The following is a 22,656-nucleotide window of genomic DNA, read 5'->3' on the forward strand; positions in this document are numbered from 1 at the left end:
GGCAGGTTAGCTAATCTGCCCATTGAGAATGTCAAAAATTGTCCTGAGCAAGGGCGTTATCGTCGCGGCCAGTTTGGTTACCGCCAGCGCACAGCAACCGGAGCATACCGAGGTATGTGAGGATTGCGAGCACTGCCGGGAGCCAAAATGGCAAGTAAGATAGCCCGAACTAAGACAAAGAAAAGGGAAGTGTGCCGTGTTATTACCTTGGCTAATTATCATACCCTTCGTCGGTGGTCTGATCTGCTGGCTCACTGAGCGCCTTGGCGCGAAGGTGCCACGCTGGATCGCACTGATCACTATGGGGCTGACGTTGGCGCTTTCACTGCAACTCTGGTTGCAGGGAGGCTATTCACTGACGCAGGCAGCGGGCATTCCGCAGTGGCAGTCAAGTTTCTCCGTTCCGTGGATCCCACGCTTCGGCATCAGCTTCCATTTAGCCATTGATGGCCTGTCGCTGCTGATGGTGGTGCTGACCGGCCTGCTCGGTCTGATGGCGGTGCTCTGTTCCTGGAATGAGATTTCAAAGTATCAGGGCTTCTTCCACCTGAACCTGATGTGGATCCTGGGCGGCGTAATCGGTGTTTTCCTCTCCATCGACCTGTTCCTGTTCTTCTTCTTCTGGGAAATGATGCTGGTGCCGATGTACTTCCTCATCGCGCTCTGGGGTCATAAAGCATCGGACGGCAAAACCCGTATTTCCGCCGCGACCAAATTCTTCATCTACACCCAGGCTTCAGGTCTGGTGATGCTGATTGCGATTCTGGGCCTGGTGTTTGTCCACTACAACGCGACTGGCGTCTGGACATTCAACTACGAACAGCTGCTGCAGACGCCAATGTCGAGCGGTGTTGAATATCTGCTGATGCTGGGCTTCTTTATCGCCTTTGCGGTGAAGATGCCGGTGGTACCGTTGCACGGCTGGCTGCCGGATGCTCACAGTCAGGCGCCAACGGCCGGTTCTGTCGACCTCGCGGGTATCCTGCTGAAAACCGCAGCTTACGGTTTACTGCGTTTCAGTCTGCCGCTGTTCCCGAATGCGTCAGCCGAGTTTGCGCCAATCGCCATGTGGTTGGGCATCATCGGTATCTTCTACGGTGCCTGGATGGCCTTCTCGCAGACTGATATCAAACGTCTGATTGCTTACACCTCGATTTCGCACATGGGCTTTGTGCTGATTGCCATCTACACCGGCAGCCAGCTGGCGCTGCAGGGCGCGGTGATTCAGATGATTGCGCACGGTCTCTCCGCTGCAGCACTCTTCATTCTGTGTGGTCAGCTGTACGAGCGTCTGCATACTCGTGATATGCGTCAGATGGGTGGCCTGTGGTCGCGCATCAAATGGATTCCGGGTCTGTCGCTGTTCTTTGCTGTTGCCAACCTCGGTATGCCAGGCACCGGTAACTTCGTCGGCGAATTTATGATTCTGACCGGCAGCTTCCAGGTGGTGCCGATGATTATCATCATCGCGACCTTTGGTCTGGTGTTTGCCTCGATTTACTCGCTGGTGATGATGCAGCGCGCTTATTACGGCGAAGCGAAATCGAAAGATCCGCTGCCAGGCATGTCACCGCGTGAGTTTATGACCATCGGTGTTCTGGTGGTGCTGCTGGTGCTGCTGGGCGTCTATCCACAGCCGATTCTGGATACTTCGCACGCTGCCATGAGCAATATTCAGCAGTGGTTTACCGCTTCAATTTCAACTACAAGGCCGTAATTCGCCATGACAATAACTCCTCACCAATTGATTGCGTTGCTACCGCTGTTAATCGTCGGATTGACGGTGGTGGTTGTGATGCTGTCCATTGCCTGGCGACGCAACCACTTCGTTAACGCCACGCTAACGGTAGTTGGCCTGAACCTGGCGCTGCTCTCGCTCTACTTTGTCGGTCAGGTCGGGGCGATGGATGTCACGCCGCTGCTGCGCGTCGATGGCTATTCGATGTTCTATACCGCGCTGGTCATGCTGGCGAGTCTGGCGACCTGTACCTTTGCCTATCCATGGCTGGCGGGCTTCCCGGACAACAAAGATGAGTTCTACCTGCTGGTGCTGATTGCGGCACTTGGTGGCATCGTGCTGGCCAGTGCTAACCATCTGGCCTCGCTGTTCATCGGCATTGAGCTGCTGTCGCTGCCGCTGTTTGGTCTGATTGGTTACGCCTTCCGCCAGAAACGTTCACTGGAAGCCGCGCTGAAGTACACCATTCTTTCGGCGGCGGCCTCGTCGTTCCTGCTGTTTGGTATTGCGCTGATTTACGCCGACTCCGGTAACCTGAGCTTTGTGGCGCTGGGCCAGAGCCTGACTGACAGCATGATCCACGAGCCACTGCTGCTGGTGGGTCTGGGTATGATGATTATCGGTCTGGGCTTTAAGCTCTCACTGGTTCCGTTCCACCTCTGGACCCCCGATGTTTATCAGGGTGCGCCTGCGCCGGTTTCAACCTTCCTGGCCACCGCCAGCAAGATTGCTATCTTCGGTGTCATCATGCGTCTGTTTATGTATGCGCCGGTGACCGACAGCGAAGCGGTGCGCACAGTGCTGGCCATGATCGCCTTCGTGTCGATTCTGTTCGGTAACCTGATGGCGATTTCGCAGAGCAACATCAAGCGTCTGCTGGGTTACTCCTCTATCGCCCACCTCGGATATCTGCTGGTGGCACTGATTGCGGTGAAAGATCATCAGCTGTCGCTGGAAACGTCGGGCGTTTACCTGGCCGGTTATCTGTTCAGCAGCCTGGGTGCCTTTGGTGTGGTGAGTCTGATGTCCAGCCCATATCGTGGCCCGGATGCTGACTCGCTCTACTCCTACCGCGGCCTGTTCTGGCATCGACCTATTCTGTCAGCGGTGATGACGGTGATGATGCTGTCACTGGCGGGTATCCCGATGACGCTGGGCTTTATCGGTAAATTTTATGTTATCGCTTCAGGCGTCAGTGCGCACCTGTGGTGGCTCACCGGTGCTGTAGTCGCGGGTAGTGCGATTGGCCTCTACTACTATCTGCGCGTGACGGTGAGTCTCTACCTCAGCCCGCCGGAACTGCATACCCGTGATACCCCGGCTAACTGGGCATTTACGGCCGGTGGTGTGGTAGTACTGATTTCTGCCATTCTGGTGCTGCTGTTAGGGGTTTACCCGCAGCCGCTGATCAGACTGGTGCAGATGGCTCAGCCGCTGATGTAAGCGCGTTGCTGCGACTGACGAATCAGGCCTCCGGGCCTGATTTTTTTTGCCTGTAACATAGTGTCACCAGCAGGTGCTGGCGACACCGCGCTGATGTAGAGTGTGTGGTTTAAAGGAGATACCATGGACATTAACTGGCAGGATAAACACCATAGCGAACTGACCCCCTCACAGCTCTATGCACTGCTGGCGTTGCGCAGTGCCGTGTTTGTGGTGGAACAGCAGTGCGCTTACCTTGATGTGGATGGCAATGATTTGCAGGCGGAAAACCGGCATCTGTTGGGAATGGCGGATGATCAACTAGTGGCCTATGCGCGACTGCTCTCCCCGGAGGATGAGACCAGCCCGGTGAAAATCGGACGGGTGATTGTTTCAGATCGGGTTCGTGGTGCGCGGCTGGGGAATCGTCTGATGGAGCAGGCAATCAACAGTTGTCAGCAGCACTGGCCGGGCCGCGATCTGTTTCTCTCCGCGCAGGCGCATCTGGAAAGTTTCTATGGGCAGCATGGCTTTGTCGCGGTGGGGGAGAACTACCTGGAAGATGGGATCCCTCACGTCGATATGCTGAAGAACGCGCCGTAAAAAAGGCGAGGCCTGAGCCTCGCCTTTTTTACATCAACCCACCGTCATCTGGCGGTCATCGACATATTTACGCTGATCCGGCGCAGGCGGGAAATATTGATAGAGCCAGGTTTCACTCAGCGTCTCATCTTTGCTGCGCAGGAACAGACGCATCTCTACCGGCTCGGTGGAATCGCTATTCGGATACCAGTCAAACAGGATGCGATAGCCCTTAAGCGGATCGACATACAGAATCTCAACCTGCTTCACGCTACCGGATGAAACGGTAATCACCGGCTCAATCCCTTTCGGCGCAGCAGCCTGCAGATCGCCACCAATAAAATCGATGGCGAAGCGGCGGCACCAGGTTTCCGGGAAGTGTTCGCCAGGCGCCCAGCCTTCCGGGAAACCACCGATACCGGTACGGGTTGCATCCACGCGTGCCAGACCGCTACGCACCGGCGGCAGACCACTCCAGTAAAGCTTGTAGGAGAAGTTCAGCTCGCTGCCCGCTTTGACCGGCTCAGCCGGTTGCCAGAAGCAGACCACGTTATCCAGCGTTTCACCCGTGGTCGGGATCTCCATCAGGTTGATCGCGCCTTTGCCCCACTTACCGACCGGCTCAACCCACAGGCTGGGACGTTTGTCATACCAGCCAATCACATCCTGATAATCTTTGAAGTCGTGATTAAGCTGCAACAGGCCAAACCCACGCGGATTCTCATCTTCATAGGCGTTGAACTGCAGACGCTGAGGATTATTCAGTGGGCGGGCAATCCATTCGCCTTTACCGGTCCACATCGCCAGGCGATCGGAGTCATGGATCTGCGGATGGTAAGTGTTGCACATGCGGCGTTCGTTGGTGCCGCAGCTGAACATGCTGGTCATTGGCGAGATGCCAATCTGACGGATCTCTTTACGGGCAAACAGGTGGTTTTCCACCTCCATCACCACGCGTTTCTCTTCGCAATGGATGATGAATTTATAAGCACCGGTGACGCTGGCACCATCCAGCAGGGCGTAGCAGGTAAAGGTGGTATCTTCCGCTTTTGGCGTTTCAAACCAGAAGGCGGTGAAATCGGGAAACTCCTCCTGGCCATTGCTGAAGGTGTTGATCGCTACGCCACGCGCCGAGAGGCCGTACTGGAAAGTATCGTCAACGGCACGGAAGTAACTAGCGCCAAGGAAAGAGACGATGTCGCGACGGGCCAGTTCCGGTTTTTTAAAGGCGCGGAAACCAGCGAAGCCGAGGTCAGTTTTGCCCTCCAGCTGCTTCGTATCAACTTTGGCGTCGTTGTAGTTGAACAATTCGGGACGGAAGTGAATTTCGCGTGCTTCGCGACTCTCACCGTCAACAGAGAACATGCGGATGCGCCGCTTGAAGCCCATACCGACATGGAAGAACTGAACGTCCAGTTGACGATCGGGCAGGTTGTTCCAGAGTGAGTGGTTGGCGTCATACTGAATTTCGTTGTACGCCTGCGGGGTCAGTGTGGCCAGCGTCTCCGGCAGCGCGCCCGGTGCTCCGCCCCAGGGTTTTTTCGCCAGCGCAGCCGCGTTTTTCTTCAATACGTCGAAATCGAAGCGTACGGCGGTTCCGTCAGCAATGCCATCTTCTGCCCATGCGGATTGCGCAAACAGCGTTGACAGGCCGGTCATGCCGCTGACGGCGGAGAAGGCCATTGACGCTTTCATAAACATTCTTCGATTCATGCCAGAGATTATTCCTTAGCTGTTCGAGGGTGTCGTGACTGTCGTGCAAAATGCACTTTCATGGCCCGATAATCACAGGCAACAGAAGGGTACGACAGTAGGGTTACTGGAAAATTCAGTCACGACAAAATTTATCAGATTAATCAAAGAAGCGAAGCGAAATTCCGCGGTTGCCGCTGCGTCTTACACTTCTTTGCGTAGCGAAACGGCGCACAGCCTGCACTGAGCAAGATTAACAGATGAAAAATCAGGTGATTCCTGGAGCAGGAAATCAGCAGAGCGCCAGATTATGACTATAGTTAATGAACTGCTTTGCAATTCACACGGAGGAAACGATGGTAAATCAGACAAATCAATTCGAAACGGGCCTCGATGACGATATTGCGTTACTGACTGAAACGCTGGAAGAAGTTCTTAAGGCATCAGGTGATCCGGCCGATCAGAAGTACATTGAGCTTAAGAGCAAAGCCGAACAGGCGCTGAACGATGTGAAATCCCGTGTCAGCCAGGCGTCCGATAGCTACTACTATCGCGCTAAACAAGCGGCTTACCGTGCAGACGACTACGTGCGCGAAAAACCGTGGCAGGGTGTCGGTATCGGTGCAACAGCCGGTCTGGTACTTGGTCTGCTGCTGGCGCGTCGTTAATCGCGATTCGCTGACCCAGTTGTAGCAGACAATAGTAGTAAAAAAGCGGCGGGGCAATCCCGCCGTTTTTATTGGTTTTTAACTCCCTGAACACCTTTACCACCCTTGATCCTGCTTCACCCTCGCTATCTTTATGCGCAACGTGCCTGAGACGCAATGGTCACAATCCCTGGTGATGCCGATTGTGTCTGGCGGGAGGAGTTCGTACAGTAAAGCAAACGTGAAAAGGAGAACTCAACGTGATTAGAGTAGAGATGCTGTCGACCGGGGATGAGGTGCTGCATGGCCAAATCGTCGATACCAACGCAGCCTGGCTGGCGGATATGTTGTTCCAGCAAGGGTTGCCTATGACCAGCCGTACCACGGTAGGAGATTCACTCGAATCGCTAATCGCCACGCTACAGGCGCGCAGCCATGAGGCAGATGTGCTGATTGTGAATGGCGGTCTGGGGCCGACCAGTGACGATCTCAGTGCGCTGGCAGCAGCCAGAGCCTGTGGCGTTGAGCTTGAGGTGCAGCAGGAGTGGCTGGAACAGATGGAAGCCTGGTTCGCCAGCCGGGGACGCGTGATGGCGGCCAGCAATCGCAAGCAGGCGGAAATCCCGGCCAATGCGGAACTGATTGATAATCCGGTCGGTACCGCCTGTGGCTTTGCCCTGCAACTCAATCGCTGCTGGATGTTCTTCACGCCTGGTGTGCCGTCTGAATTTAAAGTGATGGTGGAGCAGCAGATCATCCCCCGTCTGAAAGCGAAATTTTCACCGCCCGAGCCACCGATTTGTCTGCGGCTGACCACCTTTGGTCGCGGTGAAAGCGATATTGCCGCCGAACTGGAGCCGCTGGCGCTGCCGGAAGGCGTGGTCATGGGATATCGCTCGTCCATGCCGATCATTGAGATCAAGCTCACCGGCCCGGCCAGTCAGCGGGTGGCGATGGAGCAGGTGTGGCAGCAGGTGCGCCTGCAACTGGCGGAGTGCACCATTTTCGAAGGCACCGAAGGCTTACCGGCGCTGCTGGCACGTGAGCTGGAGCAGCGCGGTGAGCAGCTGGCAATCAGTGAGCAATACACCGCCGGACTGCTCTACTGGCAGTTGGCTGGCGCCAGCGTGCCGCTACGTGGGGCTGACATCCTGCCATCCCGGCAGGAGACGCTGGAGCAGCAGGTGATCCGCACCCGCGAACTTGCTGCACAGCAGCAGGCCGCGCTGGCGCTCTCTGTTGGCAGCCTGGAGCAGGAGGAGATTTCGGTGGCGCTGCATACACCGGATGGCAGTTTTGGTCAGCGCGTGAAGTTCAGTACCGGTCGCCATAATCTGGAGACGCGGCAGAAGGTGGTGGCAATGATGGCGATGAACATGCTGCGCCGCTGGTTACACGGCAGCGAAGTGAGCACCGGTCACGGCTGGATCGATGTGGTTGAAACTGTCAGACAGTAATGTCAGTAAAAAAAACGGGCGCCTGAGGCGCCCGTCTTGTATGTGACTGCGAATTAATCCCATACAGCGTCATTCTCGCAGCAATAAATTAGCTCAAAGCGCAGGGAACACGGGCAGAGGAGGAAAGCGTCCCGCGCCTGGGACAAAAACGCCGGGAGCGTTTTTGAACAACGCAACGCGTTGGCCCGGCTACGGGCGCACCTCAGGGATGAGGTGCGTAATCGCGCGGGCCGAGCTGTCAGGGATGACGCTTTTTGCGTCTTTCCGATCTGACCGTGTTCCCTAAGCTGACTCGCTCTCACAGCAAATCAAGCCAGACTTATCCCACCTCAGTTATAACTCCAGCTCAATCTCGCCTTTGGCTTTGCAGCAGCAGGGCAGAATCTCATCTTGCTGCACAAAAGCCAGCGGCCGTTGTGGGTAATGCACTTCGCCTTTCAGCAGCCGCATCCGGCAGGAGCCGCAATAACCTTCGCGGCACTGAAACTCCACGCAGAGATTGTTGGCTTCCAGCAGCGTCAGCAGATTGGTATGCTCGTCTGTGCATTCCAGCCGGGTGCCGGAACTGCGCAGAATAACAACGTCGCGGCTCATAATTAAAGCTGGAAGTCGTCGAAGTCGTTAGCGCCTACTTCAGAATCGATCTGACCCACCAGATAGGAGCTCACTTCCACTTCCTGCGGCGCAACCTGAACGTTGTCAGAGACCAGCCAGGAGTTAATCCATGGGATTGGGTTTGAGCGCGTCTGGAACGGCAAATCAAGTCCGACAGCCTGCATACGGATATTGGTGATGTACTCAATGTACTGGCAGAGAATATCTTTGTTCAGGCCGATCATTGAGCCGCCGCTGAACAGATATTCTGCCCACTCTTTCTCCTGCAGCGCTGCTTTCTTAAACAGCTCGAAGCACTCTTCACGGCACTCTGCCGCAATCTCTTTCATCTCCGGATCGTCTTCACCGCTGCGCAGCAGATTCAGCATGTGCTGGGTGCCGGTCAGGTGCAGCGCTTCATCGCGGGCAATCAGCTTGATGATTTTGGCATTGCCTTCCATCAGCTCGCGCTCGGCGAACGCGAATGAACAGGCGAAGCTGACATAGAAACGGATCGCTTCCAGCGCATTGACGCTCATCAGGCAGATATAGAGCTGCTTCTTCAGGGCGCGCAGGCTGACGACAACCGGTTTGCCGTTGACCTGATGCGTGCCTTCACCCAGCTGATGCCAGTAGTTGGTCATCTCAATCAGATCGTCGTAATAGCGTGAGATATCCTGAGCACGCGCCAGAATCTGCTCATTGGTGACGATATCGTCAAACACCACTGCCGGATCGTTAACGATATTACGGATGATGTGGGTGTAAGAACGGGAGTGAATCGTCTCTGAGAACGCCCAGGTTTCAATCCAGGTTTCCAGTTCAGGAATCGAGATCAGCGGCAGCAGCGCGACGTTCGGGCTGCGGCCCTGAATAGAATCCAGCAGCGTCTGATATTTCAGGTTGCTGATAAAAATATGTTTTTCGTGGTCCGGCAGCGCCTGGTAATCGATGCGATCGCGTGAAACGTCGACCTCTTCCGGACGCCAGAAGAAGGAGAGCTGCTTTTCGATCAGCTTTTCAAAGATGTCATATTTTTGCTGGTCGAAGCGCGCCACGTTTACGGACTGACCGAAAAACATCGGCTCTTTCAGCTGATCATTTTTGTTCTGTGAGAAAGTGGAGTAAGCCATAAAAGTTGTCCAAAAGTAGACGAAGCCAGGCCTCGTGAAATGAATGAGGCGGGAGATTCTCCCGCCTGACCATTAGATCTTACAGGCGCCGCTCTCGCAGCCATCATCCTGGATAGAAGGTGCCAGGTCATCCTGCGCATCTTCAGCACCGTCACGGGTGTTTTGATAGTAGAGCGTTTTCACGCCGAACTTATACGCCGTCAGCAGATCTTTCAGCAGCTGTTTCATCGGCACTTTACCGTTGGTGAAGCGCGACGGATCGTAGTTGGTGTTGGACGAAATCGCCTGGTCGATGAATTTCTGCATCAGACCCACCAGTTGCAGGTAGCCGTCGTTGTTCGGCATTTCCCACAGCAGTTCGTACTGATCTTTCAGACGCTCATACTCCGGCACGACCTGACGCAGGATGCCATCTTTTGACGCTTTGATGCTGATGTGACCGCGCGGAGGCTCAATACCGTTGGTGGCATTGGAGATCTGCGACGAGGTTTCAGACGGCATCAGCGCAGACAGGGTCGAGTTGCGCAGGCCGTGCGTTTTAATCTCTTCACGCAGGCTTTCCCAGTCGAGATGCAGCGGTTCGTTGCTGATCGCGTCCAGATCTTTCTTGTAGGTGTCGATAGGCAGAATGCCCTGCGCATAGGTGGTTTCATTGAACCACGGGCAGGCACCTTGCTCTTTCGCCAGCTCGTTTGAGGCTTTCAGCAGGTAATACTGAATCGCTTCAAAGGTCTTGTGCGTCAGGCCATTGGCGCTGCCATCGGAGTAGCGCACACCATGCTTCGCCAGATAGTAGGCGTAGTTAATGACGCCGATACCCAGGGTACGACGACCCATTGCGCCACGCTGGGCAGCCGGAATCGGGTAGTCCTGATAGTCGAGCAGCGCATCAAGCGCACGTACGGCCAGGGTAGCCAGCTCTTCCAGATCGTCGAGGCTTTCGATGGCGCCGAGGTTGAACGCAGAGAGCGTACACAGGGCAATCTCACCGTTTTCGTCGTTAACATCTTCCAGCGGTTTGGTCGGCAGGGCGATTTCCAGGCAGAGGTTAGACTGGCGAACCGGCGCAATGCTCGGGTCAAACGGGCTGTGGGTGTTGCAGTGATCGACGTTCTGAATGTAGATACGGCCGGTAGAGGCGCGTTCCTGCATCATCAGTGAGAAGAGATCGACCGCTTTAACACGCTGCTTACGGATGCTCTGATCCTGCTCATATTTGGTATAGAGGCGCTCAAACTCATCCTGATTGGCGAAGAATGCGTCATACAGGCCAGGCACGTCAGACGGGCTGAACAGGGTGATATCTTCGCCTTTCAGCAGGCGCTGATACATCAGCTTGTTGAGCTGTACACCATAGTCCATGTGACGCACGCGGTTGCCTTCAACACCACGGTTGTTCTTCAGCACCAGCAGGCTTTCGATTTCCAGATGCCACATCGGGTAGAACAGGGTGGCTGCGCCGCCACGAACGCCGCCCTGAGAACAGGACTTCACCGCGGTCTGGAAATGCTTGTAGAACGGGATACAGCCGGTATGGAACGCTTCACCGCCGCGAATCGGGCTGCCCAGCGCACGGATACGACCGGCGTTGATACCGATGCCGGCACGCTGAGAGACATATTTCACAATTGCGCTGGAGGTGGCGTTGATGGAGTCCAGGCTGTCGCCGCACTCGATCAGCACACAGGAGCTGAACTGACGTGTTGGGGTGCGTACGCCAGACATGATTGGCGTCGGCAGGGAGATTTTAAACGTCGAGATCGCATCATAGAAACGCTTGATGTAATCCATACGCGTGTCGCGCGGGTAGCCGGAGAAGAGGCAGGCGGCGACCAGAATGTAGAGGAACTGCGCGCTTTCGTAGATTTCACCCGAAACGCGGTTCTGCACCAGATATTTGCCTTCCAGCTGCTTCACAGCGGCATAGGAGAAGTTCATGTCACGCCAGTGGTCGAGGAACTCGTCCATCTGCGCAAACTCTTCCTGGCTGTAATCTTCCAGCAGGTGCCGATCATATTTGCCCATGTCGACCATCTTAACGACCTGGTCATAGAGCTTTGGCGGCTCAAACTGACCATACGCTTTTTTGCGCAGGTGGAAGATCGCCAGGCGGGCAGCCAGGTACTGATAGTCAGGGGCATCGCGGGAGATGAGGTCTGCTGCGGCCTTGATGATGGTCTCATGAATGTCAGAGGTTCTGATGCCATCATAGAACTGAATGTGAGAGCGCAGCTCAACCTGTGAAACTGAGACGTTGTTCAGCCCTTCAGCTGCCCAGTCCAGCACACGGTGAATTTTGTCGAGATCAATGCGCTCCTGGCGGCCATCGCGTTTAGTAACGAGCAGACTCTGGTTCATGTCGCGTTTTTACCTTTGCGTGAGTATCCAAAAATTAAAAGAAATCCCGGTTTATACACAGCCTATTCATTGTGAATAATGTGTGGATAAACACTACATCTAGGGGGTGATGGGAAAAGCCATAACTACATGGGGGCATATTTTAGTATTTTACGGCCGCTTAACAAGAGCAAAAAATGATGGCTGGAGGGGTTGTAATTCTTGCGAAATTTCTTAGCCCACGCCTTGTAAGGCCTGGCATCATGTCAACCAGATCACACTTTTTTTTCTTATTATGATCGGGCGCGTGTTTCTTATTCAATCCTCAGGATTCAGCAGGAAAAGGGATGAAAAATGGCTAAAAGCCGCTAGCGGGTTGCTGGTCAGCAGAGAATTGGATGCGGTAACGCTGAAGAGGATGGAACCGGGCTGATGTAACCTATTGGCAGACATCAGAATGCCTCTGGCGCGGTGAGTGCTGTGACCGGCACAGGGAGAACGGGCGCAGAAGAGGAGATGCCCGCCCTGATTCAGGCGGGCGGGTCACTCAGACGGCGCGGTGGGTGTGCACCATATAATTCACGTCAGTGCCGGGAGCCAGTTTGAATCGGTTAGTCACCGGGTTGTAATGCAGGCCAATGATGTGGCGTTCACGCAGGGCCGTTTCATCGACCCAGCCCAGCAGTTCGGAAGGACGGATAAATTTCTTCACGTCGTGAGTGCCGCGCGGCAGCATGCGCAACACATATTCCGCACCAAATATCGCCAGCAGCCAGGCTTTTGGATTGCGGTTCAGCGTAGAGAAGAAGACTTCGCCGCCGGGTTTGACCAGCTTCGCACAGGCGTGAACGACTGAGCGCGGATCCGGCACGTGCTCCAGCATCTCCATGCAGGTCACCACATCATATTTTCCGGCGTGCTGCTCCGCATGCTCTTCGACGGTCTGCTGCACGTAGTCCAGCGTCACTCCGCTCTCCAGAGCATGCAGGCGCGCCACGGCCAGCGGTTCCGCGCCCATGTCCAGACCCGTGACCACGGCGCCTTCGCGCGCCATACTTTCGGCTAAGATGCCGCCGCCGCATCCGACGTCGAGCACGGTTTTACCGAATAAGCCGTTGCTGTGCTGCGCGATATAGCCCAGGCGCAGCGGGTTAATGCGGTGCAACGGTTTAAATTCACCCTCCAGATCCCACCAGCGCGAGGCAACGGCCTCAAACTTGGCAATTTCCTGCGCATCGACGTTCTGCTGATGATTCTGCGGTTGTGCATTCATTGAATCGTAACTCCTGACAAAATGTGCCCACAGTATAAACGCTTAACCGCAGATGGCACACCTTTCAGGCGCAAGGAAAAGCGGGTGAAATCGGTGGTTAGCGTTCACCAGAGCATTGCAGTGTGATATACTTTCGCACCTTTAAAATCCGGGATTAAGTAGAGGGATAGCGGCTCCATGAGCGACCTTGCGAGAGAAATTACACCGGTCAATATCGAAGAAGAATTAAAAAATTCTTACCTCGGTTACGCCATGTCGGTCATCGTTGGCCGAGCTTTACCCGATGTGCGTGATGGCCTGAAGCCGGTTCATCGTCGCGTACTTTTTGCGATGAGTGTACTGGGTAACGACTGGAACAAACCCTATAAAAAATCTGCCCGCGTCGTCGGTGACGTTATCGGTAAATATCACCCGCATGGTGATTCCGCCGTTTACGACACCATTGTACGTATGGCCCAGCCTTTCTCCCTGCGTTACATGCTGGTGGACGGACAAGGCAACTTCGGTTCCATCGACGGCGACTCCGCCGCGGCGATGCGTTATACCGAAATTCGCATGTCGAAAATCGCCCACGACCTGTTAGCTGACCTGGAAAAAGATACCGTCGATTTCGTACCGAACTACGACGGCACTGAGCAGATCCCTGAAGTTCTGCCGACCAAAATCCCTAACCTGCTGGTGAACGGCTCTTCCGGTATCGCCGTAGGTATGGCAACCAACATTCCGCCGCATAACCTGCGTGAAGTGATTAACGGCTGTCTGGCTTACATTGAAAATGAAGACATCAGCATTGAAGAGCTGATGGAGCACATTCCGGGGCCTGATTTCCCGACCGCCGCTATCATCAATGGTCGCCGTGGCATCGAAGAAGCGTACCGCACCGGACGCGGTAAAATTTATATTCGTGCGCGTGGCGAAGTGGAAGCTGATGCTAAAACGGGCCGCGAGACCATCATCATTCATGAGCTGCCGTATCAGGTTAACAAGGCACGCCTGATTGAGAAGATTGCGGAGCTGGTGAAAGAGAAGCGTGTCGAAGGCATCAGCGCACTGCGCGATGAGTCTGATAAAGACGGCATGCGTATCGTGATTGAGATCAAGCGCGATGCGGTCGGCGAAGTCGTGCTGAATAATCTCTATTCACTGACCCAGTTGCAGACCTCGTTTGGTATCAACATGGTCGCCCTGCATCAGGGTCAGCCGAAGATCATGGCGCTGAAGGAGATTCTGGACGCCTTTGTTCGCCATCGTCGTGAAGTTGTGACGCGTCGTACTATCTTTGAGCTGCGTAAAGCGCGCGATCGTGCGCATATCCTGGAAGGTCTGGCGATTGCGCTGGCGAATATCGATCCTATAATCGAGCTGATTCGTCGTGCACCAAACCCGGCAGAAGCGAAAGCGGGTCTGATTGCGCAGTCGTGGGATCTCGGTAACGTGTCAGCGATGCTGGAGCGTGCCGGTGATGACGCCGCGCGTCCGGAGTGGCTGGATCCACAATATGGCATCCGTGATGGTCAATACTATCTGACCGAGCAGCAGGCTCAGGCGATTCTGGATCTGCGTCTGCAGAAACTGACCGGCCTTGAGCACGAGAAGCTGCTGGATGAGTATAAAGCGCTGCTGGAGCAGATCGCTGAGTTGCTGCGCATTCTGTCGAACGCGGACCGTCTGATGGAAGTGATCCGCGAAGAGCTGGAGCTGATGCGTGATCAGTTCGGTGATGAGCGTCGCACAGAGATTACTGCCAACACGGCTGACATTAATATCGAAGACCTGATCAATCAGGAAGATGTTGTGGTGACATTGTCGCATCAGGGCTATGTGAAGTATCAGCCGCTGACCGACTATGAAGCGCAGCGTCGTGGTGGTAAGGGCAAGTCAGCCGCACGTATCAAAGAAGAGGACTTCATTGATCGTCTGCTGGTCGCCAATACGCATGACACGATTCTTTGCTTCTCCAGCCGTGGCCGTCTCTACTGGATGAAGGTTTACCAGCTGCCGGAAGCAAGCCGTGGTGCACGTGGACGTCCCATCGTCAACCTGCTGCCGCTGGAAGCCAACGAGCGTATTACGGCGATTCTGCCGGTACGTGAGTATACCGAAGGCTTTAATATCTTTATGGCGACCGCGCTCGGTACCGTGAAGAAGACCGCACTGAAAGAGTTCAGCCGTCCACGCAGCGCGGGCATTATTGCCGTGAATCTGCGTGACGACGATGAGCTGATCGGTGTGGCGCTGACCAACGGTAACGATGAGGCGATGCTGTTCTCAGCGGCCGGTAAAGTGGTGCGCTTTGCAGAAACCGCAGTCCGTGCGATGGGTCGTACCGCCTCTGGCGTACGCGGCATCAGGCTGGCTGAAGGCGATCGCGTTGTGTCATTGATTGTGCCGCGTGAAGAGGGTGCAATTATGACCGTGACGCAGAATGGTTACGGCAAGCGTACGGCCAACAGCGAATACCCGACCAAGTCGCGTGCGACTCAGGGTGTTATTTCAATCAAAGTGACCGAACGTAATGGTCCGGTGATTGGCGCCGTTCAGGTCGTTGATGGCGATCAGATTATGATGATCACCGATGCCGGTACGCTGGTGCGTACCCGCGTTTCAGAAGTGAGCGTCGTGGGTCGTAATACCCAGGGTGTGATTCTGATTCGTACCGCAGAGGATGAGAACGTCGTGGGTCTGCAGCGTGTTGCCGAGCCGGTTGAAGAAGAAGAGCTGGATTCAATCGACGGTAGCGTGGCGGAAGGCGAGGAAGATATCGCGCCGGAAGCAGAGAACGACGATGAAGAGATTGCGCCGGAAGCGGATGCAGAAGACGAAGACGACGCGGCTGAAGACGAAGAGTAATTTGTCTGGCGTGAGCTGAGGTTCGTTGCAGAAACGGCAGGTCAGGGGAAACCCGGCCTGCCGTTTTTTTTTGTGTGATGGGGAGATTGCAGGGGGCAGAGAGCTTATGGCGGGTGGCTGGGAGCTGATGGCTGTGAGTCGGGAGTCGTCGCAAGGCCTGCTGTGCCCGATCGCAAAGGATTCCCGCATCCATGCGGATCGGCCACGCCATCCCTGGCGTGGACGCTTTGCTCTTCGGGCATAGCAGGCCTTTCTTGTTGGGATTTGGGTGTCGCTTTGAGGGGATGGGCGTGTTGTTTGAGGTCTTAGAGGCGGGTCGGGAAAATGGCTGGTGGCTGGTGGCTGGTGGCTGGTGGCTGTGAGTCGGGAGCCGTCGCAAGGCCTGCTTTGCCCGATCGCAAAGGATTCCCGCATCCATGCGGATCGGCCACGCCATCCCTGGCGTGGACGCTTTGCTCTTCGGGCACAGCAGGCCTTTCTTGTTGGGATCTTGCCGTCGCTTTGAGGGGGGATGTGTGTGTATTTGTTTAAGCCGTGAGAGGCGGCCATTTTTTGTTGGGATAAAGATGTTGCTTTGGCTGTCTTAAAAGATTCCCAAACCGCCCGCTAAGCCTGCGGCTGGCTGGCTTTTTACGCCCGATAAAGCTAGTGTATGGGCATTAAAAATCGATGATGCGACTAACCTTGCCAACTGCGAGTTACCTTTGAAATATCCTGTCTCTTTCCGCACTACGCTTCGCATCTCGCGCTATCTTTTCCGCGCGCTGGCGCTGCTAATCTGGACGCTGGGCGCCGTTCTTACTGCGTTTTACATTATCAGCGTGCTGCACAATAAAGAGACGCAGGTTCGGCAGGAGTTTGCCAGCAACTACGGCACGATACAGTGGTATGTGCGCCATTCGGCGGACATGATGCGTGAGCTGAAATATATCACCGAGAACCGCTTAACCAACGCCAGCAGCGGTCTGGATGTGCTGACCGGTATGATGCCAGGCAAAACATCCCAGCCGCAGTTTACGCCCCTGTTTTCGGATGGCGACTGTACCTCGATGAGCAATACCTGGCGCAACTCGCTCGATTCACTCAGTTACTACATCAATTACTGGAAAAGTAACTTCGCCTCATCGTATGAGCTGAATCGGGTGTTCTTTATCGGTGGCGAGAGTCAGTGTCTGGCCGACTTCACGATTGGCAGCAGCAATGCTGACCGGGAACGCAGCCTGAAATCGCTGCGTGAGAATGTGCTGCGCTATCGCAATAGCAGCGAAGAAGATCGCCGCAATCCGATGTACTGGATTAACAGCAGTGCTCAGCCAGGCGTCGGAACCTTCTTTATGGTGGTGCCCGTCTACGTTGCTAATAAGTTACAGGCGCTACTGGGCGTCGAACAGAATATCCGGCTGGATGAGTTTATTCAGCCGGGCAGCCTGCCGATTATCGCGTCCATTACCGATGAAAATTATCGTCCACTGCTAAATTCGCGGCGCGGCGGGCTGGGCTTCTCGCTCGATAGTCTTCCTGATGATAAAACCTGGTTCGGATACCTGAATGGTTATCGTCAGCTGGTTCTGAAAAAGCCGCTGCCGCCTTCCGATCTTAACGTGGTGTGGTCGATATCTACCGACGTGATGGTGGATCAGCTCAAGCTGATGATCATTAATGCGCTGCTGCTCAATATTTTCAGCGCCGTTATTCTGTTTACCCTCGCCTGGCTGTTTGAGCGCCGGATGTTCCTGCCGGCGGAGGAGAACGCGCACCGGCTGGAAGAGCATGAGCAGTTTAACCGTAAGATTGTCGCCTCTGCGCCGGTCGGGATCTGTATTTTACGCACCAGCGACGGCACCAATATTCTGAGTAACGAGCTGGCGCACAATTATCTGACGTTGCTGACGCAGGAAGATCGCCTGCGGCTGAATGAGATTATTGGCGGGCAGCAGGTCAACTTTGTCGATGTGCTCACCGGCAGTAATACCAATCTGCAAATCAGCTTCGTGCATTCGCGCTATCGTAATGAGAACGTGGCGATTTGCGTGCTGGTCGACGTCTCGGCGCGCGTGCGGATGGAGCAGTCGCTGCAGGAGATGGCCCACGCGGCAGAGCAGGCGAGCCAGTCAAAATCGATGTTCCTTGCCACAGTCAGTCACGAACTGCGCACGCCGCTTTATGGCATTATCGGTAATCTCGATCTGCTGCAGACCAAAGAGCTGCCCAGCGGTATCGACTCGCTGGTGACGGCGATGAACAACTCCTCCAGCCTGCTGCTGAAAATCATCAGCGATATTCTCGACTTCTCAAAAATCGAGTCAGAGCAGCTGAAAATTGAGCCGCGTCCGTTTGCACCTCGTGAAATCGTGACCCACATCGTCGGCAACTATCTGTCGCTGGTGGTGAAGAAGCGGCTTACGCTCTACTGCTTTATTGAACATGACGTTCCGCAGGTGCTGGACGGCGATCCGCTGCGTCTGCAGCAGGTGATCTCTAACCTGCTGAATAACGCGATTAAGTTCACGCATACGGGCTGTATTATCCTCCACGCTTACGTTGCGCAGGGCTATCTGGCATTCCGCGTCCGTGATACTGGCGTCGGCATTCCGGCAAAAGAGCTGCCACGCCTTTTTGATCCCTTCTTCCAGGTGGGAAATGGCGTGCAGCGTAATTTCCAGGGCACCGGGCTGGGACTGGCGATCTGTGAAAAGCTGATCAATATGATGGACGGCGACATTGAGGTCGACTCAGAGCCAGGTATGGGCAGCCAGTTTATTGTGCGTATTCCAATCTACAAAGGGCAGAAGCCGTCACTGATGCTGCTGGAGGATTTACAGGATAAGAAAATCTGGCTGGCGATGCGTAACGAGTACCTCGCGGAATTTATTACGCGTCAGATTCAGCAGCAGGGCATTCAGGTCGGGGAGTATAACGGTAAGCCTGGCCATGACGATGTGGTGATGACCGATTACGAACTGGATATTGATGTTCCGTTGCGGGCACTGGTCACTTTCGATGGATCGCATGTGGATATGCCGCGTGAACGTCAGCCTGGCCGCTGGATCCACTCTACCGCCACGCTGCACGAGGTTCCGGCGCTGCTGGCGCGCATCTATCGGATCGCACTCGGCAACGACGCCGCAGATGCGCTGTTGCTGGCTGCACCGGTAGAAGAGAAAGTGCATAACGATGACATCATGGTGTTGATTGTCGATGACCATCCGATTAACCGCATGCTGCTGTCGGAACAGCTCGGCACGCTGGGCTATCAGGTGAAAACTGCGCAGGATGGCGTTGATGCGCTTAACGTACTGAGTCGTAATGAGATTGATATCGTACTGACCGACGTGAACATGCCGAATATGGATGGTTATCGCCTGACGCAGCGGTTGCGTCAGCTGGGCCATCTCTTCCCGGTCGTTGGCGTGACGGCGAATGCGCTGGCGGAAGAGAAACAGCGTTGCATGGATGCGGGCATGGATAACTGCCTGTCGAAACCGGTGACGTTAGATGTGCTGAAAGTGACGCTGGCAATCTATGCTGATCGGGTACGTAAAACGCGGATGGGGTAGGGCAGGAAAGGGCAGAGGCGAGGCGGTGCAGGCTGCACCGCCTCAGGAAGTAACTTAGTCTCTTTCGACCTGAGTCTGGCTGACAGACGACAGGTAGTTCAGCAGTGCGATATCGTTATCCACGCCCAGTTTCATCATCGCTGATTTCTTCTGGCTACTGATGGTTTTGATACTGCGGTTCAGCTTCTTGGCAATCTCGGTGACCAGGAAACCTTCTGCAAACAGACGCAGCACTTCGCTCTCTTTCGGTGACAGGCGTTTGTCGCCATAACCACCCGCGCTGATTTTCTCCAGCAGTTTCGCAACGCTTTCCGGCGTATATTTCTTGCCTTTCTGCAGTGCAGCCAGTGCCTTTGGCAAATCGGTTGGCGCGCCCTGTTTCAGTACAATCCCTTCGATATCGAGATCAAGCACTGAACTCAGAATCGCCGGGTTATTGTTCATGGTCAGAACAATAATCGAGAGATCCGGGTAGTGGCGTTTAATATATTTAATCAGCGTAATACCATCGCCATACTTCTCACCTGGCATAGAGAGGTCGGTGATCAGGACGTTGGCGTCAAGCTTGGACAGATTATTGATCAGTGCTGTTGAGTCTTCGAACTCACCTACAACGTTAACCCATTCAATTTGTTCCAGAGATTTTCGGATACCGAAAAGGACAATTGGATGGTCATCGGCAATAATTACGTTTAAGTTATTCATCTTATTGGTTACCTTGCTGCAGCAGTTGATTGACGTAAGCGTCAATATCACTGGTGGTATTTGTAATGTTTGAATCGTCACACGCTTTAATGTGGTGTTCTAACTCTTCACAAAGCTGTTTGCCGGGAGTCAGATTGAGCATGGCAAACACGCCCTTTAGGCGATGCGCTGTCTGAGCAAGCGAGGCGTAGTCCTTTTCCGCCGACTCAGTATACAGCCTCTTCACATCAACCGGTACTGTCTCCGTAAACAGCTGGAAATAGCCGCCGCTCATCAATGGCGTGGCCGCGTCGTCTTCCGTGTCGTTATCCATCACATCATGCGACAGTTGCTTCTCTATCAGTGCCAGCAATGCATCCAGCAGCGCATTACTGAGATTGAAATTGACCCGATACTGCTGGTCGTTCAGTGCATGGTGCCCCAGTTCATCTTCCGCCAGCAGCAGTGCCCAGCCGCTAAGCTTTGATGGATCGTCGGTCACCAGCACATCGTGATCCTGACCGGAAATGCGCTCGTCGGGTGTCAGACAACGCGCTCCCCAGTTTTCCAGATGGCGGCAGACAATTTTATGCACGTCCTCCACGGTGATCTCCACCAGCGCGGTAACGCCATCCAGAATTTTTTCCTCTTCTTCTTCGCGCTTCTGCTCCAGCACCAGCGGCAACTGCATGTTGTAGCGCGTGCCGATATCCGCTTTTGCCACGATATCCAGGCTGCCGCCCATCTGCTTGCAGAGCTGCTTACAGAGGAAGAACGCCATGCCAGAAGCCTGTCCGTAGCGATCCTGACTGGTATCACCCAGGAACGGGAAGTCGACATTGGCCAGTTCATCCACCGTCAGGCCCGCACCGGTGTCCACCAGTTCGATAATCAATCTATCGGCCTGCTTGTCCGCAGCCTTAACTTCCAGGGTGATTTTCCCCCAGCGGGTGGTGGTCAGGGCGTAGTGCATCAGCGTGGTCAGCACTTTACGCAGGGCGCGACGGTCGCCAAAGCGCGTCTCATCATTAGCCAGGTGATTATTCACCACCAGCGACAGCCCTTTGCGGCGCATCAGCGGCAGGCTTTCCAGTGCGATCTCATCCAGCAGTTCCTGCAGGTTAAAGACGGTCGCATCGGGTGACCAGTCGTGCGCCTCAAGCCGGTTCAGCAGCACAATATCATCCACCAGCCGCGCCAGCCCCTGACTCTCATCGAGCAGGTCCAGCACGGTCTCATCGGCATCACGCTGGCTGAGCTGTACCAGCTGCGTCACCATCTTCTCCAGGGGTTGATTCAGCGCATGGCCCAGATTGTGCAGCAGCTGCTGTCGCATCTGATGGTTACGATCCAGCACCTGCTGCGCTTTTTGCAGCTTCTTATTCACCAGCAGCTCGCGATCCTGGTCACGCATCATAAACAGCTGGGTATGCGGCGACAGCACGCTGCGGGCGTGGCGAATCTCATACACTTCGTTATTGATGGTGGCCTGCAGCACGCCCTGATGCTGGTCGGACATATTAATGATCTTCTGCAGATTGAGGTGAGGCAAAAGATGTTCAGCAATCTTATTGCTCAGCAGGGTGCGGTTGCTGGCAAAGTCATACACCAGCAGACCGACCGGCAGACTGGCCACAATCTCTTCATTCAATACCCGCAGCGAATCGAGTTCAGCGCTCTGGTTCTCGCTGGGACGCAGCGACTGCTGGCGCAGCAGCACGATACCCGCCAGTGAAAGCAGGAACAGCAGCAGGTTAATCAGCAGCGGCCAGAGCAGATTATGCAGGGTGTCGATAATCAGACGGCTAATCGGCACCTGATAAACCAGCTGCAGCGAGGTGCTGGGCAGGGTGGCCGTAATCTCGATATTGGGATTAACCAGTGAGATGCGGGTATTTTCCACCTCCTGCTGTTCACTGCTGCTGGCAGGCATTGAGCTGTCCTGACGCAGCTGGAAATTTTCCAGCGGCATGTTCTGCGGAACAATATCGTTAACCGGCAGATCAAAGGCGACCACCGTGGCCAGATGGCCTGGCTGGTTAAAGGTGGTACGCAGCGTGAAATAGTGATCGTTCTGGAAGGCGAGGTGGCGCAGCGGTGAGAAACTCTCGCGCTCATCGAGCGCATTCGCCTGCTGCAACATCTCAGCACGACGGCCATCAACCATTGAACTGATGGCACTCTCTTTATAACGCGTCGCCATATCTTTCAGCGGCAGGGTCGAGATCATAATCAGGCTATTGTCCTGACCATTTAAAAAGTACATCGACCAGGTGGGATTTTCTGCGCCCCACAGCGTGTCGAGATAGTTCGACATCCGCATGGTCATATCCAGCGTGCTGCTGTCATGTGAGCCGAAAATCAGCGCTTCCGTTTTACGCCGGGTTTTTTCCAGGTAGTAGACGTCGGGACGCAGTCGCGTCTCCTGCAGGTTACTGCCGGGTGTTGCACCTGCCGCACTGGTAGAGAGGTTTTCATAGATCTGCCAGGTGGCAAAGCGATAGGCATCAATGCGCTTCTGAACGTCACGAGCCAGATCGTCCATGGCATAGCGCTTCCCGGTCAGCCAGGCATTCACCGAGTTATGCACCATAAAGCCCAGCGCCAGCAGGAGCACCAGATTGAAAACCACAAAAAAGCGGGTGACGTTGCCGGAGGTCAGTGGAAACTTATACAACATAGCGTGTCAG

The 22,656-nt window shown here is 54.8% G+C and carries 14 protein-coding genes; 7 read left to right on the forward strand and 7 right to left on the reverse strand.

Annotation, left to right across the window (positions count from 1 at the left end; translation table 11 throughout):
- The first annotated feature begins 196 nt into the window (after positions 1–196).
- The 3 genes from nuoM (at position 197) to NR201_RS14710 (ending at position 3,763) form a co-directional block, all read left to right on the forward strand.
- Complete coding sequence (gene nuoM / locus NR201_RS14700) at positions 197–1,717, forward strand: NADH-quinone oxidoreductase subunit M (RefSeq protein WP_010258081.1); 1,521 nt, start codon at positions 197–199, stop codon at positions 1,715–1,717.
- Between the two features lie 6 nt (positions 1,718–1,723).
- A complete protein-coding gene (gene nuoN / locus NR201_RS14705; protein WP_010258083.1) occupies positions 1,724–3,181 on the forward strand; it encodes an NADH-quinone oxidoreductase subunit NuoN in 1,458 nt (485 codons plus the stop codon).
- Between the two features lie 123 nt (positions 3,182–3,304).
- Entirely contained in the window at positions 3,305–3,763 is a 459-nt protein-coding gene (locus tag NR201_RS14710; protein ID WP_124890144.1) for a GNAT family N-acetyltransferase, read from the forward strand.
- Positions 3,764–3,796: 33 nt separating this feature from the next.
- Here the strand turns inward: NR201_RS14710 and NR201_RS14715 are convergent, their stop codons facing one another.
- Positions 3,797–5,455 carry a glucan biosynthesis protein D gene (locus NR201_RS14715; RefSeq protein ID WP_029519710.1) on the reverse strand — a complete coding sequence of 553 codons (1,659 nt, stop codon included), beginning with the start codon at positions 5,453–5,455 and terminating at the stop codon, positions 3,797–3,799.
- A 335-nt stretch (positions 5,456–5,790) separates the two neighbouring features.
- Between NR201_RS14715 and elaB the strand changes: the two genes are divergently transcribed.
- Positions 5,791–6,102, forward strand: coding sequence for a stress response protein ElaB (elaB, locus tag NR201_RS14720; RefSeq protein WP_256849924.1), 312 nt, complete (start codon positions 5,791–5,793; stop codon positions 6,100–6,102).
- Between the two features lie 239 nt (positions 6,103–6,341).
- Entirely contained in the window at positions 6,342–7,538 is a 1,197-nt protein-coding gene (locus tag NR201_RS14725; RefSeq protein ID WP_010671458.1) for a nicotinamide mononucleotide deamidase-related protein YfaY, read from the forward strand.
- Between the two features lie 333 nt (positions 7,539–7,871).
- Here NR201_RS14725 and yfaE read toward each other — a convergent pair whose 3' ends face one another.
- The 4 genes from yfaE to ubiG form a co-directional block, all read right to left on the reverse strand.
- Positions 7,872–8,132 (reverse strand): class I ribonucleotide reductase maintenance protein YfaE, encoded by a 261-nt coding sequence (gene yfaE, locus NR201_RS14730; RefSeq protein ID WP_010258095.1) that lies wholly within the window; start codon positions 8,130–8,132, stop codon positions 7,872–7,874.
- Between the two features lie 2 nt (positions 8,133–8,134).
- Positions 8,135–9,265 (reverse strand): class Ia ribonucleoside-diphosphate reductase subunit beta, encoded by a 1,131-nt coding sequence (gene nrdB / locus NR201_RS14735; protein WP_010258096.1) that lies wholly within the window; start codon positions 9,263–9,265, stop codon positions 8,135–8,137.
- Positions 9,266–9,337: 72 nt separating this feature from the next.
- On the reverse strand, positions 9,338–11,623 hold the full coding sequence (gene nrdA / locus NR201_RS14740) for a class 1a ribonucleoside-diphosphate reductase subunit alpha (RefSeq protein WP_010258098.1): 2,286 nt from the start codon (positions 11,621–11,623) through the stop codon (positions 9,338–9,340).
- 526 nt (positions 11,624–12,149) lie between these two features.
- Complete coding sequence (gene ubiG, locus NR201_RS14745) at positions 12,150–12,875, reverse strand: bifunctional 2-polyprenyl-6-hydroxyphenol methylase/3-demethylubiquinol 3-O-methyltransferase UbiG (RefSeq protein WP_010671459.1); 726 nt, start codon at positions 12,873–12,875, stop codon at positions 12,150–12,152.
- Between the two features lie 177 nt (positions 12,876–13,052).
- On the opposite strand from ubiG, the gene gyrA reads away from it, so the two are divergent.
- Together gyrA and rcsC are read left to right on the forward strand one after the other, a co-directional pair.
- Positions 13,053–15,725, forward strand: a complete 2,673-nt coding sequence (gene gyrA, locus NR201_RS14750) for a DNA topoisomerase (ATP-hydrolyzing) subunit A (RefSeq protein ID WP_022625068.1) — start codon at positions 13,053–13,055, stop codon at positions 15,723–15,725.
- Between the two features lie 704 nt (positions 15,726–16,429).
- On the forward strand, positions 16,430–19,282 hold the full coding sequence (gene rcsC, locus NR201_RS14755) for a two-component system sensor histidine kinase RcsC (RefSeq protein ID WP_010248396.1): 2,853 nt from the start codon (positions 16,430–16,432) through the stop codon (positions 19,280–19,282).
- A 54-nt stretch (positions 19,283–19,336) separates the two neighbouring features.
- Here rcsC and rcsB read toward each other — a convergent pair whose 3' ends face one another.
- On the reverse strand, positions 19,337–19,987 hold the full coding sequence (gene rcsB / locus NR201_RS14760; RefSeq protein WP_009089068.1) for a response regulator transcription factor RcsB: 651 nt from the start codon (positions 19,985–19,987) through the stop codon (positions 19,337–19,339).
- 1 nt (position 19,988) lies between these two features.
- The gene (rcsD, locus tag NR201_RS14765; protein WP_256849925.1) at positions 19,989–22,646 is read right to left on the reverse strand and encodes a phosphotransferase RcsD; all 2,658 of its coding nucleotides are present in this window, start codon (positions 22,644–22,646) and stop codon (positions 19,989–19,991) included.
- Between the last annotated feature and the right edge of the window lie 10 nt (positions 22,647–22,656).

Source organism: Pantoea sp. Fr-CA_6 (genome assembly GCF_024520895.1).
Classification (GTDB): domain Bacteria; phylum Pseudomonadota; class Gammaproteobacteria; order Enterobacterales; family Enterobacteriaceae; genus Pantoea; species Pantoea agglomerans.